13 protein-coding genes are annotated in these 15,918 nt (G+C 61.0%); 5 read left to right on the top strand and 8 right to left on the bottom strand.

What is annotated here, in order from left to right; genetic code table 11:
- The first annotated feature begins 121 nt into the window (after positions 1-121).
- The 3 genes from I5961_RS25845 to I5961_RS25835 all read left to right on the top strand — a co-directional run bounded on the left by I5961_RS25845 (position 122) and on the right by I5961_RS25835 (position 5,261).
- On the top strand, positions 122-1,411 hold the full coding sequence (locus I5961_RS25845) for a GGDEF domain-containing protein (protein WP_085697735.1): 1,290 nt from the start codon (positions 122-124) through the stop codon (positions 1,409-1,411).
- A 90-nt stretch (positions 1,412-1,501) separates the two neighbouring features.
- Positions 1,502-3,298 carry an acyl-CoA dehydrogenase C-terminal domain-containing protein gene (locus I5961_RS25840; RefSeq protein WP_227233707.1) on the top strand — a complete coding sequence of 599 codons (1,797 nt, stop codon included), beginning with the start codon at positions 1,502-1,504 and terminating at the stop codon, positions 3,296-3,298.
- Between the two features lie 184 nt (positions 3,299-3,482).
- On the top strand, positions 3,483-5,261 hold the full coding sequence (locus tag I5961_RS25835) for an acyl-CoA dehydrogenase C-terminal domain-containing protein (RefSeq protein WP_085697733.1): 1,779 nt from the start codon (positions 3,483-3,485) through the stop codon (positions 5,259-5,261).
- Between the two features lie 227 nt (positions 5,262-5,488).
- Here the strand turns inward: I5961_RS25835 and I5961_RS25830 are convergent, their stop codons facing one another.
- On the bottom strand, positions 5,489-6,418 hold the full coding sequence (locus I5961_RS25830) for a LysR family transcriptional regulator (protein ID WP_085697732.1): 930 nt from the start codon (positions 6,416-6,418) through the stop codon (positions 5,489-5,491).
- A 169-nt stretch (positions 6,419-6,587) separates the two neighbouring features.
- Here I5961_RS25830 and I5961_RS25825 point away from each other — a divergent pair, with 169 nt between their 5' ends.
- Positions 6,588-7,871, top strand: a complete 1,284-nt coding sequence (locus I5961_RS25825; protein ID WP_227233705.1) for an aspartate aminotransferase family protein — start codon at positions 6,588-6,590, stop codon at positions 7,869-7,871.
- Positions 7,872-8,077: 206 nt separating this feature from the next.
- The gene (locus I5961_RS25820; protein ID WP_003228885.1) at positions 8,078-8,236 is read left to right on the top strand and encodes a YqaE/Pmp3 family membrane protein; all 159 of its coding nucleotides are present in this window, start codon (positions 8,078-8,080) and stop codon (positions 8,234-8,236) included.
- Positions 8,237-8,239: 3 nt separating this feature from the next.
- Here I5961_RS25820 and I5961_RS25815 read toward each other — a convergent pair whose 3' ends face one another.
- The 7 genes from I5961_RS25815 to pqqF form a co-directional block, all read right to left on the bottom strand.
- On the bottom strand, positions 8,240-10,048 hold the full coding sequence (locus I5961_RS25815) for a S9 family peptidase (protein WP_227233703.1): 1,809 nt from the start codon (positions 10,046-10,048) through the stop codon (positions 8,240-8,242).
- A complete protein-coding gene (pqqE, locus tag I5961_RS25810) occupies positions 10,014-11,150 on the bottom strand; it encodes a pyrroloquinoline quinone biosynthesis protein PqqE (protein ID WP_371918973.1) in 1,137 nt (378 codons plus the stop codon). Before pqqE ends, I5961_RS25815 begins: the two co-directional genes overlap by 35 nt.
- Positions 11,151-11,157: 7 nt before the next feature.
- Positions 11,158-11,433, bottom strand: a complete 276-nt coding sequence (gene pqqD / locus I5961_RS25805) for a pyrroloquinoline quinone biosynthesis peptide chaperone PqqD (RefSeq protein ID WP_085688496.1) — start codon at positions 11,431-11,433, stop codon at positions 11,158-11,160.
- Entirely contained in the window at positions 11,430-12,182 is a 753-nt protein-coding gene (gene pqqC, locus I5961_RS25800) for a pyrroloquinoline-quinone synthase PqqC (RefSeq protein ID WP_085702840.1), read from the bottom strand. Before pqqC ends, pqqD begins: the two co-directional genes overlap by 4 nt.
- Before the next feature lie 79 nt (positions 12,183-12,261).
- Complete coding sequence (gene pqqB, locus I5961_RS25795) at positions 12,262-13,173, bottom strand: pyrroloquinoline quinone biosynthesis protein PqqB (RefSeq protein WP_007959878.1); 912 nt, start codon at positions 13,171-13,173, stop codon at positions 12,262-12,264.
- Between the two features lie 84 nt (positions 13,174-13,257).
- The gene (gene pqqA, locus I5961_RS25790) at positions 13,258-13,332 is read right to left on the bottom strand and encodes a pyrroloquinoline quinone precursor peptide PqqA (protein ID WP_003444522.1); all 75 of its coding nucleotides are present in this window, start codon (positions 13,330-13,332) and stop codon (positions 13,258-13,260) included.
- Between the two features lie 159 nt (positions 13,333-13,491).
- Complete coding sequence (gene pqqF, locus I5961_RS25785) at positions 13,492-15,918, bottom strand: pyrroloquinoline quinone biosynthesis protein PqqF (RefSeq protein WP_227233702.1); 2,427 nt, start codon at positions 15,916-15,918, stop codon at positions 13,492-13,494.

The raw sequence follows: 15,918 nt of genomic DNA, 5'->3' as shown, positions 1-15,918 counted from the left end.
CTACCGACGATTTCGGCCGTTAAAGAGACAGCCTGTGATCTGGATCACATTGTGTGTGCTTAACTGGCCATATTGCAGGCACAATGCCATCTCTTTGCCATGACGGGTCGGAGCTTTACCCTTGCCGCGTTCTTCAGCTGTACGTTTCAGTCATTTCCTACCTTCACTGCTGTTGTTGCTCGCGGGGTTGGCGGCTGCGTACGTCAAAGACCTCAACGTGTTCTTCACTTCGCTGTTCAACGTGTTGCCGACCTTGGTGCTGCTGTTGGGCGGTTCGTACTGTGCGGTTTACCGACGTCAGCGCGAGCTGTTTCTGATGGTCACGGTCTACATCGCCTACTTCCTGCTCGATACCCAGACCGACTATTACCGCGACAACGGCAAGGTCCGCGACGACGCGGCCGTGGTGTTCCATCTGGTCTGTCTGCTGTTGCCGCTGCTGTTCGGTCTGTTCGCCGCGTGGCAAGAGCGCACGCACCTGTTTCAGGACATGGTCGCGCGCTTCGCCGTGCTGCTGGCCTTTGGCAGCGTGGCGCTGGGGCTTGAGCAAAGTTATCCGCAGGCGTTGCTGATGTGGCTTTCCGAAATCCGCTGGCCGGCGCTGCACGGCGCGTGGATGAGCCTGATCCAGTTGTCGTATCCGGTGTTCATCTCGGCGTTCCTGCTGCTGGCCTGGCAATACTGGCGCAACCCGCGTCCGCTGCATGCGGCGCAACTGGTGGGGTTGCTCGGTGTGTTCTGGATGCTGCCGAAAACCTTCATCCTGCCGTTCACCCTGAACATCATGTGCAGCCAGGTGATGTTGATGATTGCCGCGGCGGTGGCGCACGAGGCTTATCAAATGGCCTTCCGCGACGAGCTCACCGGCCTGCCCGGGCGCCGCGCACTCAACGAGCGCATGCAGCGTCTGGGGCGCAACTATGTGCTGGCGATGAGCGACGTCGATCACTTCAAGAAATTCAACGACACCCACGGCCACGACGTGGGGGATCAGGTCTTGCGCCTGGTCGCCAGCAAGCTGTCCAAAATCAGCGGCGGCGGTAGGGCTTATCGCTATGGCGGTGAGGAATTTGCTCTGGTGTTTGCGGGCAAGACCCTCGAGGAGTGCATGCCGCACCTTGAGGTCATCCGCGAGTCGATTGCGTCCTACAACATCCAGTTACGTAATCAGGAAAGCCGCCCGCAGGATGATCAGCAGGGGCGTCAGCGTCGCTCGGGTTCGGGCGCGTCCAGCGTGTCGGTCACGGTCAGTATCGGCGTAGCCGAACGTCTGGAACAGCGCACCCCGGAGGAAGTGCTGAAATCCGCCGACCAGGCGCTCTACAGCGCCAAGGGCGCAGGGCGAAACTGTGTGATGGCGTTCGGTCAGAACCGCCGTGGCGCGGTGCGCATGGACAGCGCCGCAGGTTGAGTGATGACGGCGCATTCAGCGTCTGGACAGTGATTGTGGGGCAGGGTGGCCAGCAGTAGGTTGAAGCAATCTGCTGAAGGAGAAGCCACCATGCCCGAGTACAAAGCTCCCCTGCGCGACATGCGCTTTCTGATCGACCACGTCTTTGACTTCCACACTCAGTACGCGGCCCTCGGCGCCCACGACGCCAGCCCGGACATGATCAACGCGATCCTCGACGAAGGTGCGAAGTTCTGTGAGAACGTTCTGGCACCGCTCAATCGCAGCGGTGACGAAGAGGGCTGCCATTTCGACAATGGCGTGGTGACAACGCCTACAGGTTTCAAGCAGGCCTTCGCACAATACGTGGAAGGTGGCTGGCACGGTCTGGCGGCAGATCCGACCTACGGCGGCCAGGGCCTGCCGAGTTCGCTGGGGCTGGTGATCAGCGAAATGGTCGCCTCCAGCAACACGTCGTGGGGCATGTACCCGGGCCTGACTCACGGCGCCATGTCGGCGATCCACGCCCACGGCACCGACGAACAGAAAAACACCTATCTGCGCAAACTCACCGCTGGCCAGTGGACCGGCACCATGTGCCTGACCGAAGCCCATTGCGGGACTGATCTGGGCATCATCAAGACCCGTGCCGTGCCTCAGGCCGACGGCAGTTATGCAGTGACCGGCAGCAAGATTTTCATCTCCGCCGGCGAGCACGACATGAGCGACAACATCATTCATCTGGTGTTGGCCAAATTGCCGGACGCGCCAGCGGGGACCAAAGGCATCTCACTGTTCATCGTGCCGAAATTCCTTCCGGACGCCTCCGGTGAGGCCGGCGAGCGCAACGGCGTTTCCTGCGGTTCGATCGAACACAAAATGGGTATCAAGGCCTCGGCCACCTGCGTGCTGAACTTCGACGACGCCAAAGGCTTCCTGATCGGCGAGCCGAACAAGGGCCTGAACTGCATGTTCACCATGATGAACCATGCGCGTCTCGGTACCGGGATGCAGGGCCTGTGTCTGGGCGAGTCAAGTTTCCAGGGCGCCATCAAATACGCCAACGACCGTCTGCAGATGCGTGCCCTGACCGGCGCCAAAGCCCCGGACAAACCGGCCGACCCGATCATCGTCCACCCGGACGTGCGACGCATGCTGCTGACCATGAAGGCCTTTAACGAAGGCAACCGTGCGCTGACCTATTTCACCGCGCAAATGCTCGATGTCGCGCATCTGAGCTCGGACGCCGAGGCGCGTCAGGAGGCCGAAGACCTTCTGGCGTTCCTGACTCCGATCTGCAAAGCCTTCATGACCGATACCGGGCTGGAGGTGACTAACCACGGCATGCAGGTGTTCGGCGGCCACGGATTTATCCGCGAGTGGGGCATGGAGCAACTGGTTCGTGATTGCCGGATCGCGCCGATCTACGAGGGCACCAACGGCATTCAGGCGCTGGATCTGCTCGGACGCAAGGTGCTGGGCAGCCAGGGCAAGCTGCTGCGCAACTTCACCAAAATCGTCCACAAGTTCTGCGCCGCCAACGCCGGGCACGCGCAATTGGGCGGGTTTGTCGCGCAGCTCGATGGCCTCAATCAGCAGTGGGGCGAACTGACCATGAAGGTCGGCATGGCCGCGATGAAAAATCCCGATGAAGTTGGCGCCGCGTCGGTGGACTACCTGATGTACAGCGGTTACATCGTTCTGGGCTACCTGTGGCTGCGCATGGCCCTGGTCGCCCAGGCGCAGCTGGAGTCGGGCGAGGGTGATGGCGATTTCTGCCAGGGCAAACTGGCGACGTGCGAGTTCTACTTCAAGCGTCTGTTGCCGCGTACGGAGGCGCATCGTTCGGCGATCGAGGCGGGCAGCGATTGCTTGATGAAACTGCCGGCCCAGTTGTTCTCGCTGTAACACGCCCCTGTTAAACAAAAGAGCCCGCTGATTGCGGGCTTCTTTATGGTTGATCGCTGGTGACTAAAAATAACAAAACAGTCACTGCCTGACCCTATGTGTCGCAAAAGTTGTTGGGTTACACTCCAGCTCAACGAAAACACCCTTCCACGAATCACCTGTTTAGATCTTTGCGAGGTTTGCCATGGCTGACTACAAAGCGCCGCTGCGCGATATGCGCTTCGTCCTCAATGAAGTGTTCGAAGTCGCCAAACTCTGGGCCGAACTGCCGGCCCTGGCCGAATCCGTGGACGCGGAAACCGTTGAAGCCATTCTCGAAGAGGCCGGCAAGGTCACCAGCAAAAGCATCGCGCCCCTGAGCCGTGCCGCCGACGAAGAAGGCTGCCACTGGGCCGACGGTGCCGTCACCACGCCGGCCGGTTTCCCACAGGCCTATCAGACTTATGCCGAAGGTGGCTGGGTCGGTGTGGGCGGTGATCCGGCCTACGGCGGCATGGGCATGCCAAAAGCCGTGTCGGCTCAGGTCGAAGAAATGGTCAACTCCGCCAGTCTGGCTTTCGGCCTGTACCCGATGCTGACCGCCGGCGCCTGCCTGTCGATCAACGCCCACGCCAGCGAAGAGCTGAAAGCCGCTTACCTGCCGAACATGTACGCCGGTGTCTGGGCCGGTTCCATGTGCCTGACCGAACCGCACGCCGGTACCGACCTGGGCATTATCCGCACCAAAGCCGAGCCTCAGGCCGACGGTTCCTACAAGGTCAGCGGCACCAAGATCTTCATCACCGGCGGTGAGCACGATCTGACCGAAAACATCATCCACCTGGTGCTGGCCAAACTGCCGGACGCTCCGGCTGGGCCGAAAGGCATATCGCTGTTCCTGGTGCCGAAGTTCATGGTCAATGCCGATGGCAGCCTGGGTGCGCGCAACCCGGCGAACTGCGGTTCGATCGAACACAAGATGGGTATTCAGGCGTCCGCCACCTGCGTGATGAACTTCGACGAAGCCGTGGGTTATCTGGTCGGCGAGCCGAACAAAGGCCTGGCCGCGATGTTCACCATGATGAACTACGAGCGTCTGGGCGTCGGCATCCAGGGTCTGGCCACCGGCGAGCGTTCGTACCAGAACGCCATCGAATACGCTCGTGACCGTCTGCAAAGCCGTTCGCCGACCGGCGCGCAGAACAAGGACAAGGTTGCTGACCCGATCATCGTCCACCCGGACGTGCGTCGCATGTTGCTGACCATGAAAGCCTCGAACGAAGGCGGTCGTGCGTTCTCCACCTACGTGGCGATGCAACTCGATACCGCCAAGTTCAGCGAAGACGCCGCCACCCGCAAACGTGCGGAAGATCTGGTGGCCTTGCTGACGCCAGTGGCCAAGGCGTTCCTGACGGATCTGGGTCTGGAAACCACCGTCCACGGCCAGCAGATTTTCGGCGGCCACGGCTACATCCGCGAGTGGGGTCAGGAACAACTGGTGCGTGACGTGCGCATCACCCAGATCTATGAAGGCACCAACGGCATTCAGGCGCTGGACCTGGTGGGTCGCAAGATCGTCGGCAGCGGCGGCGCGTTCTACAAGCTGTTCGCCGACGAGATCCGCCATTTCACCGCGACTGCCAGTGCCGATCTGGGCGAGTTCACCAAACCGCTGAATGATGCCGTCGACATCCTCGACGAGCTGACCTCGTGGCTGCTGGACCGGGCGAAAACCAACCCGAACGAAATCGGCGCGGCGTCGGTCGAGTACCTGCAGGTGTTCGGCTACACCGCTTACGCCTACATGTGGGCGCTGATGGCCAAGGCATCGCTGGGCAAAGAAGCGCAGGACGATTTCTACGCGAGCAAACTCGGTACGGCGCGGTTCTATTTCGCCCGTCTGCTGCCGCGGATTCACTCGCTGAACGCGTCGGTCAAGGCCGGCAGCGAGTCGCTGTTCCTGCTGGACGCTGCGCAGTTTTGATGATGTAACGTCATGTAAGCGATCTCTTACATGACGTGCTGCTGTTCTCCCATAGGCGAAGATTGGATCCAGAGCTAATCTACTTTCCATGGACGTCGCGCAGGAAGCGCAAAGTAACAACACGGACACGTAGGATTCTGCCAGGGTGGCGGAGTGAAATGGATGTCAGGGAAACAGTCTGCAAAGCCCCGCTTCGGCGGGGTTTTCTTATGCCCGCAAAAAAGTTTTCAGTTCAGCGCATCCAGTGGCGGCGTACCTTTCAGCGGTTTGTCCTCACGCTGCATCACCTCTTCCAGCAACGTTCGCAGCAAGGCCAATGGTGCCTGTTGGCGCTGCACATCGCGACACACCAGCCCGACCTTCAACGGCACACGCGGCTCACTCAACGGTTTCCACAGCAGATCCTGATCGTCGTACTCCTTTTGCGAACGACCGGGCAGCACCGTCGCCAGACGTGTGTGCGGCAGGCTGTCGAGAATCCCCACCATATTGTTCAGTTCCGCCTGCACTTGCGGGCGTCGTCCGAGATTGGCCAATTGCGCCTGCCAGATCTGGCGGATCTGAAACTCTTCACCCAATAGCAACATCGGTAATTCGGCCGCCTGACTCATCGAGACTTTCTTGAATTCCCGCAGCGGATGATCCGCTGGAATGACCAGTGTCAGTTCATCTTCGTACAACATTACGCCGTGCAGACCGGGCTGCCGTGGCGGCAGATAGCTGATGCCGATATCCAGCAGGCCATTGAGCAGACGCCGTTCGATCTCCAGCCCCGTCAATTCATAAATCTGCACCACCAGATGCGGCTGGGCCTTGCGCACGCGCTCGAGCATTTGCGGCACCAGGCTGGTGTGCACGGTCTGCAGAACGCCGATCGCCAGTGTCCGCAATGCCTGACCCTTGAAGTTGCCCAGCGCCTCACGCGCCCGCTGCATGCCGTCGAGCAGCGGCAGGGCGTGGTTGTACAAGGTGTGGGCGGCGAGCGTCGGCAACAGGCGTTTGCTGCTGCGTTCGAACAGGGTGACGTCGAGGTTTTGTTCCAGGTGGCGAATCTGCTGGGACAACGCGGGTTGAGAGATCGACAGGCGCTCGGCGGCGCGTCCGACATGACCTTCTTCGTAGACCGCGACGAAATAACGCAGTTGTTTGAAATCCATAAGTAACACTTATTGAAAATGCTGGGAAATCGAAATGGCTCGACGCCGTAAACGGGCCTAGTCTAACCGCATTCACAAGGCTTGCAGGGCCGGAAAGCGCAATGACCAGCGTTTGTTTTGAAAGTGTTTACATAGGCAGTTCAAAAAACCTCGATCGAGGTTTTTTTCAATGAATCTGTTCAGTTTGCGGCGCCAGACGCCGAGCCTCGATGACCTGTCTTTTGAAACCCGGGAATCGGACGCCGCTGATGGCTTGAGTGCCGAGCGCCTGATGCCCAGCGTCGAGCGCCCGCAGCAGGTATTCGTTCGTGGTCAGGGCTCCTGGCTGTGGGACAGCAATGATCGCGCCTACCTGGACTTTTCCCAGGCTGGTGGTGCCAACAGCCTAGGCCACAGCCCTTCGGCGCTGGTCAAGGCGATCGCCAACCAGGCTCAAGCGTTAATCAATCCCGGTTTCAATCTGCATAACCGCGGCATGCTCAGCCTGGCCGAACGCCTGTGTGCCAGCACTGCCAGCGATCAAGCTTATCTGCTCAACAGTGGCAGTGAAGCTTGTGAAGCGGCAATCAAACTGGCGCGCAAATGGGGCCAACTGCATCGCGGCGGCGCCTCGCGGATCATTGTCGCCAGACAAGGCTGTCACGGACGTAGTCTGGCGACGATTTCGGCGTCGGACAGTTGCAACCTGCACAACCGCTTCGCACCGTTGCTGCCGGGTTTCGATCTGGTGCCGTTCAACGATCTGCCGGCGCTGCATGCCGCAGTCGATGCGCAGACCGTGGCAATCATGCTCGAACCGATCCAGAGCGATGCCGGTGTGATTCCTGCCACCGAGCATTACCTCAAGGGTGTCGAGCGTCTGTGCCGTGAGCTGGGGATTTTGCTGATCCTGGACGAGGTTCAGACCGGCATCGGCCGCTGCGGCACCTTGCTCGCCGAACAATCCTACGGCGTGCGCGCCGATATCGTCGTGCTCGGCAAAGGCCTTGGCGGTGGTGTTCCCTTGGCGGCGTTGCTGGCGCGAGGCAAGGCCTGCTGTTTCGATTCCGGCGAGTTGGGCGGCACTCATCACGGCAACGCGTTAATGACCGCCGCAGGGCTGGTGGTGCTCGACAGCGTGCAGGACCGCGCATTCCTCGAACAAATCCGGGACAACGGCCAGCACCTGCGCGAAGGGCTCGCCCGTCTGGCCCATCGTTATGAACATGGCGAGTTGCGTGGACAAGGGTTGTTCTGGGGACTGACCCTGTCGGAAGACTCCGCCGAAGCCGTGGTAAAAGCCGCGCTTCACGAAGGCTTACTGCTCAACGCCCCACAAGCCGACTGCCTGCGCTTCACCCCGGCGCTCAACGTCAGCAAGGCCAACATCGACGAAATGCTCCTGCGCCTGGCCCGCGCCTTCTCCCGGGTACGCACGGCGCAACTGCAATGCCGCAAAGGAATTGCCGTTTGACCTGAAGCTTCCCACCCGAATTCAAGAACCGTCTCGCGGTATAACGCACGCCCCACGCCTGATTCTTTTGGCGTGGGGCGTTTTTTTGTAGCCGGGTAATGGCATTCAAATGGCGAGATCGCGGGTTGCACTGAACCCTGACAAACGGCACAGGTCGATTAGCTTGTATGGCTCAGGTGAGCCAACCCCCAATCAGGAGCTGCCCCATGGACTTTATCCGCATCATCATCGCCATTCTGTTGCCGCCACTGGGCGTGTTTCTGCAAGTCGGGTTCGGCGGCGCGTTCTGGCTGAACATTCTGCTGACGCTGTGCGGTTATATCCCGGGGATCGTGCACGCGGTGTACATCATCGCCAAGCGCTGAGTCTCAGACCGTCAAACCCATTACTCGCCGATAGAACCGCCATTCCTGCTCCAGCGCATGGGCCTGATTGGCGGCCTGGCGGAAGCCGTGGCGCTCATCGGCGTAGTAATGCGCTTCTACCTCAATGCCGTTTTGCTCCAGGGCCGCGACCATGTCGCGGGTCTGTTGCGGTACGACGACGGCATCCAGTTCGCCCTGAAAGAAAATCATCGGCACGCGAATGTTGCCGGCGTGCAGCAATGGCGTGCGGGCGGCGTAGCGCTCGGCGTCCTGCTCCGGATCGCCGATCAGCCAGTCCAGGTAATCGCCTTCGAACTTGTGTGTCGCGCGACCGAGAGCAACCGGGTCACTGACGCCATAAAGGCTGGCACCGGCGCGGAATACCTGATGGAACGCCAGGGCACATAGCGTCGTGTAACCACCGGCGCTGCCGCCACGGATGAATGCACGGTCGCCATCGATCATGCCGCGATCATTCAGGTAGGCCACCACCGCACAGGCGTCCTCGACATCCACCGCCCCCCAACTCAGATGCAGCGCCTGTCGATACTCCCGGCCATAGCCGCTGCTGCCTCGGTAATTGAGGTCCGCGACGGCGAAGCCGCGTTGCGTCCAGTACTGGATGCGCGGGTCGAGCATCGGGTAGCACGCCGACGTCGGGCCGCCGTGGATGAAGACCACCAGCGGCGGTTTCACATCACCATTCGTGGCCGGGTAAAAGAAACCGTGCGCTTCACCCGAACCGCTGGGGTAGCGCAGGGTTTGCGGGCGGCTGATGTGCTCGGCGGGCAGCGGTGCGACACCGCCGGCCAGGATGTTCACTCTGCGCGAATCGCGGTCAATGGCGATCACCGCTGAAGGGCTGATCGGTGAGGCGGCAATGCAGTAAATGAATTGATCATCGACAGCCAGATGACGGAAACGGCTGTAGTTGCCGGTGAAGTCTTCACCGTTGAGTGCCAGACGCCCGAAACCACCTTCGCTCCAACTCGCCATAAAGCTGTCGTCGGTGGGCAGCCAGGTGCAGCCGCCGAGTTGCCATGGGGCTGGCGCGTGATCGGCTTCGGCGCTGGTTAACGGCTGCAAGCCGTCTGTCGACTCGACCCACGGTTGCCAATAACCACCACGATCGGTCAGACAGCCCAGTCGGCCGTTGGCATCGAAACGCGGTTGCTGGATCGACTCTTCAAGTGCTTCACCGGCCACGCAACGCGGCGCGGAAAATTCGTTGTCCGAGCGTTCGGCGAGCATCAGTCGGGTGGAGGTCCATGGCTGATGCGGGCGGCTCCACTCGATCCATGCAAGGCGTTGGCCGTCCGGGCTGATAATGGGCGACGCGTAAAAATCCGCGCCATCAACCAGCCTGTGGCGTTCGCCACTCGCCAGATCAATAGCCACCAGCCGATGCCGATCACCGTTCTCTTCAACAGCCAGCACCTGCCCGTTGGCAAAATGCAGATCACCATATCGGCATTCCCCGGACGTCAATGCTACGGGTTCGCCGTCCAGCGCCTGTCGGTACAACTGCTGGTCCGCCTCGTTGACGAAAACCACTCCCTCAGGCGTCAGACAAAACGCCCCACCGCCATATTCGTACACCCGACTGCGCACGCTGAAACCCGCGGGTGTCAGACATTTCGCCGAGCCATCGCGCCAGTGCCAGATCCGGCACGCGGCGTCTGCCGGCCGGTATTCGTTCCAGAACAAACCATGGGCGCCGAGCTGCAGTTCGGCGAAATCCACACCGGCAGCAACGGCGGCAGTGGCGCTGAAAGGCTCAGCCTTTGGCGATGAGGCGCGAGTTTCGTTCATTGCGAAAGGCCAGTTGTTCGATGGTCTGGGTGGCGTGCTCGGCTTCTTCGCGGGCCTTGAGAATCACACCGTGATGTTCGGACTTGCTGCACACCGGATCGGCATTGCTGGCATCGCCGGTGAGCATGAAGGCCTGGCAGCGGCAGCCGCCGAAATCCTGTTCCTTTTCATCGCAGGAGCGGCACGGCTCGGGCATCCAATCGTAGCCGCGGAAACGGTTGAAGCCGAACGAGTCGTACCAGATGTGCTGCATGCTGTGGTCGCGCACATTGGGAAATTGCACCGGCAGCTGTCGGGCGCCATGACAGGGCAGGGCGGTGCCGTCCGGTGTGACCGTCAGAAACAGACTGCCCCAGCCGTTCATGCAGGCTTTCGGGCGCTCTTCGTAATAGTCCGGGGTGACGAAAATCAGTTTGCACGGATGCCCTTCGGCCTCCAGCTTGGCGCGGTATTCGTTGGTGATGCGTTCGGCGCGGACCAGTTGTTCCCTGGTCGGCAACAGGCCGACACGATTGAGCTGCGCCCAGCCGTAGAACTGGCACGTGGCGAGTTCGACGAAGTCCGCTTCCAGCGCGATGCACAGCTCGATGATGCGGTCGATCTTGTCGATGTTGTGCCGATGAGTGACGAAGTTCAGCACCATCGGATAGCCGTGGGCTTTCACGGCGCGGGCCATTTCCAGTTTCTGCGCGAAGGCTTTTTTCGAGCCGGCGAGCAGGTTGTTCACTTGCTCGTCGCTGGCCTGGAAACTGATCTGGATGTGATCGAGCCCGGCCTTCTTGAAGTCGCTGATCTTCTGCTCGGTCAGGCCGATGCCGGAGGTGATCAGGTTGGTGTAGAAACCCAACTGGCGCGCTTCACGGATCAGCTCGGCAAGGTCCTGGCGCACCAGCGGTTCACCGCCGGAAAAGCCCAGTTGCGCCGCACCCATCTCCCGCGCTTCACGGAACACCTTGATCCACTGCTCGGTGCTCAGCTCTTTGCCCTGCCCGGCAAAATCCAGCGGATTGGAGCAGTACGGGCATTGCAGCGGGCAGCGATAAGTCAGCTCGGCGAGCAGCCATAGCGGCAGGCCGATTTCCGGTTTGGCCGGGACTTGCACCGAGGACTCAGGCAAGTTCGATCCAGTGCTGCGCACGGGCAACCTCCATGAATTGCTCGATGTCGTCACCGAGCTCGGGTACGCCGGGAAACTGTTTGTCGAGTTCGGCGATGATCGCCGCGACATCCCGCTCACCGTCGATCAGGCCGCCGATCAGCGCGGCACTTTCGTTGAGCTTGATCATGCCCTCCGGGTACAGCAGCACATGGCCTTTCTGGGCCGGTTCGTACTGGAAACGGTAGCCGGGACGCCAGTTCGGGGTCTTGCTGCGGTCGAAACTCATAAGGCGATTCCTTTATGCCAGACCCGTTGATCGGTGACGCTGTGATACGGCGGGCGGTTCAGTTCGTAGGCCATGCTCATGGCATCGAGCATGCTCCAAAGGATGTCCAGTTTGAACTGGAGAATTTCCAGCATGCGTTCCTGGCCTTCGCGAGTCTTGTAGTGCTCCAGCGTGATCGCCAGACCATGCTCGACATCGCGTCGGGCCTGACCGAGACGGGTGCGGAAATATTCGTAGCCGGCCGGGTCGATCCACGGGTAATGCTGCGGCCAGCTGTCGAGCCGCGACTGGTGAATCTGCGGCGCGAACAGTTCGGTCAACGAGCTGCTGGCGGCTTCCTGCCAACTGGCACGGCGGGCGAAGTTGACGTAGGCATCGACGGCGAACCGAACGCCGGGCAGCACCAGTTCCTGGGAGCGCAATTGAGCCGGATCGAGACCGACGGCCTGGCCCAGTCGCAGCCAGGCTTCGATGCCGCCGTCTTCACCGGGAGCGCCGTCGTGGTCGAGCAGCCGCTGGATCCACTCGCGGCGGATCTCGCGATCCGGGCAGTTGGCGAGGATCGCTGCGTCTTTCAGGGGAATGTTCACCTGATAGTAGAAGCGGTTGGCGACCCAACCCTGGATCTGCTCACGGGTGGCGCGGCCTTCATACATCGCCACGTGATACGGGTGATGAATGTGGTAATAGGCGCCCTTGGCGCGCAGGGCCGCTTCGAATTCGGCGGGGGACATTGGAGTGTCAGTCATGTCTGTTCTCCGGGAACAACCATTGGATTCTTTGGTGTCTGTCAGGACGCCTTCGACTGGCCAGCGATGAGGCCCTCAGCTACAGCACAATACTCATGCCGTCATACGCCACTTCAACATTGCGCCGAACCAGCTCCGCGCGTTCCGGGGAGTCCTCGTCGAGAATCGGGTTGGTGTTGTTGATGTGGATAAGCACCTTGCGCTGCTCGGGAAGCTGTTCCAGCACTTCGAGCATGCCGCCGGGGCCGTTCTGCGCCAGGTGGCCCATTTCGCGGCCGGTGCGGGTGCCGACACCACGGCGCTGCATTTCATCGTCGTCCCACATCGTCCCGTCCACCAGTACGCAATCGCTGCCGGCCATGATTTCCAGCAGCGGCGCGTCGACCTTGCCCAGGCCTGGCGCATAGAACAGTTTGCCGCCGGTGCTGAGGTCTTCGACGATCAGGCCGATGTTGTCGCCCGGGTGCGGGTCGAAGCGGTGCGGCGAGTAGGGCGGCGCGGCGCTGCGCAGCGGCAGCGGGGTGAAGCGCAGGTTCGGGCAGGCGGCGACGGTGAAGCTTTGGTCGAGTTCGATGCGGTTCCAGTCGAGCCCGCCGTTCCAGTGCTTGAGCATGGTGAACAGCGGGAAACCGGTGCTCAGGTCTTCGTGAACCATGTCCGTGCACCAGACCTGATGCGGGCAGCCTTCGCGCAGGCTGAGCAGGCCGGTGGTGTGGTCGATCTGGCTGTCCATCAAGATGATCGCGCTGATGCCGGTGTCACGCAGGGCACGGCCCGGTTGCATCGGGGCGAAGCTCTGGAGCTGCGCGCGGATGTCCGGCGAGGCATTGCACAGCACCCAATTCACGCCGTCATCGGAAATCGCGATGGACGATTGGGTACGGGCCTGGGCATTCAGGCTGCCGTCGCGAAAACCGGCGCAATTGACGCAGTTGCAGTTCCACTGCGGAAAACCGCCACCGGCGGCCGAACCCAGAATCTGGACGAACATGAACGCTCCATCATTTCAACGCTGAAAATAAAACGCCCCGGCGAGCCGAGGCGTTGCACTGCAGTGTTCTGCTTGAGGCAGGACTCAGCGGCTGGCGAAGTACATGGTGACTTCGAAGCCGATGCGCAGGTCGGTGTAAGCAGGTTTGGTCCAGGCCATCGGGTGACTCCTTTTTCAGGTGGGTGAGATAGCGCTATCCATAGGTATAGTCCACGGCAGCGCAGGGATGTTCCAAATAGTTAGGTGGCTATGTTACTCAAAATTTCAGAAGGTTGGCCCGTGAATCTTTGAGAAAGCTCCTTGCAGCCCCGGTAATGATCATTTTGCCGATTGCCATGGCGCGCCTGGCGCAGGGCCGTTGGCCAGACCGTGCCAGCCGCCTTCGGCGCGGATCAGACGTTGTGCGGCGTTCAGCAATGCCGGGCGATCCAGTCGAGCGATGGCGCTGCGCAATTGCACCCGATAATCCGACGAGTGGCCGGCGAGTCGAGCCTGCCACAGGATCTCGGCCGCATCTTTGCCGGACAGGACGCTGTCATCGAATTGATCGGAAAGTGTCTGGCGTTGCCGGGCGAGGCCGGCGTCGTCGAGTTGTTCGACAAGGGCTGGCAGTCCTTCGAGAAACTGCTGAATGTGCTCGAGCAATTGCGCGGCGGTGGCCGAGGGCGATTGCACACCGAACAGTAATCCGGTCTGGCCGTGTAGCTGATGCAGGCCGCTGAACACCGCATAACCCAATTGCAGTTCGACTCTCAGGCGTTGGTAAAACGGTGTCTGGCACAGGTGGGCGAGCAGGCGCCACGCGGCTTCGTCGTCGATTTCACGGCTGGCGGTCGGACAGAACAGCAGCAAGGCGTGTTCGCTGGACGCGCTGTCGATCTGACTCCACCGGTATCCGTTATGGATTGCCGACGGTGAGGGGATTTGATTGTCCGGGATGCCCGGGATGCGGCTCAGGGCCAGGCCCATGGCTGACTGGGTCTGTGGGTTTAGCCCCAAAGCCAGACCGTCCCAGCGAGAAGTTGCCCACAGGTGCGCGGCGTCATCGGATTCGCCTACCGCTGGCAGGTACAGTTCGGGCAGTACTTTGAGCAGCTGGCGGATCGGTATCAGCGCCGTTTTCGGTTCGCCTTTTGCGCAATCGACGCCCACTTGTGTCAGAGATTTCAGCGCGTGTTCCAGCACAACAGGCAGCGTGTCCTGCAGGCCGTTGAGTCTCAACAGCCACTGATTACCTGTGGCGCTGAAGGACAACTCGACTCCGGCCAGACGTGCGTCGTCGGAAACCTCCCGCAGACTGCGTTGCAGCTTCGCCTGCAGCTCGGCCGTGGCCGCCGCCTCTGTCTGCCAGCGCACATACACCGCCCCTTCGTCGCTGTTGTCCGGCAGCGCCTGGCTGAATTGCATCGGCGAACGTTCGCGGCGGTTGCGCGAGCGATCCTGAGCAAACGTGCGCAGGCCTCGGTGGGCGCTGGTCTGGCCGCGGATAAGTCCGGCGTTGGCCAGCGGCTCGGCTGCGCGCAGAAACGGGTTGGCAGCGGGCAGGTGCCAGTGATTGCTGAAGTTATCCACAGTGCCGATTTTGCCGAGAATCACATTGAGCGCCGCAACGGCTGATTCAGAAAGCCCTCTTTCGAGTTGTTCGCTGTCTAGTCGCGCAAGCTGCAATGCACCGCTGACCTGCTGCTGGCGTTGATGCTGTGCCGAATATTCCTCGCGAAGTGCCGGCCAGTCTTGCTGCGCAGCGAAGAAGCTCAGCCCGTCGAGAAACTGTGCCTGGATGGCGTCGAGTGATCCGGATGCCGCCGTGAATTGAAGATGCAGCAACGCCTGCTCAGCAAACTGATACAGCACACAGGCCTGTAAATCTTCCGCAAGCCCCATCTGCTGCAAATGCGCGAGCAACCCGCCGGGTTTGGCGCTGTTCAACCAGTGACAGAGAAACGCCAGCGCTTCGGCCGACGACTCCGGCAACTCCTCCAACGCAAACAGCAGGTTGCCGTGCCAATCGCCGGCCTGTTGATAACTTGCCTGTGGATTATTCATCAAGCGAACGGGCGCTGCCTGGGCAGTTTTATCCCCTGGCGTCAGCATGGCGGCAAACTGTTCGGCCAGCGCTCGCAGTTCTTCAACACTCTGCGGCCCGACCAGGCTCAGGCTCATCTGCCCGGTGCGGTAAAACTGCTGATGAAAGTCTTTCAACGCCTGCTGAAAATCCGCTTGATCTACCGGCAGGCTTTCGCGGTTTCCGGCATGAAAGCCGCGCAAAGGATGTGCTGCCGCCAGCCCCTCGAACAGCGCCTCTTTCTGCTGAGCCGCCGCATCCTGCGACCACGCAATAAACTCTGCCTGCAATACTTCCCGTTCCCGCAACTGATCGTCCGGATTCATACGCGGATGGGCGAGCATGTCTGACAGGCGCTCCAGCCCACCGCTGAAGGACGCTGGCGGCAACTCAAAGAAGAAATCGGTGGTGCGCTCGCGGGTGCTGGCATTCACCTGGCCGCCGTGACCTTGTACATAGGCCATCAGCCCTTGCTGTGCAGGAAAGCGCTCGGTGCCGAGGAACAGCAAATGCTCAAGGAAATGCGCCAGCCCCGGCCACGCCAATGGCACGTCATGACTGCCGGCAGCCACCCGCAACGCAGCGGCGCTGCGCTTCAGGCCGGGCACGTGACGCAGGGTCACGCGCAAGCCGTTGGCCAGGGTTTCGGTGTGGGGGCGGGGGTGAGTCGGCGCAGGCAT

The organism is Pseudomonas sp. IAC-BECa141 (genome assembly GCF_020544405.1).
Taxonomy (GTDB): domain Bacteria; phylum Pseudomonadota; class Gammaproteobacteria; order Pseudomonadales; family Pseudomonadaceae; genus Aquipseudomonas.
Note: the sequence above shows the minus strand (reverse complement) of the source record. Positions and strands in the feature narration are given on the sequence as shown.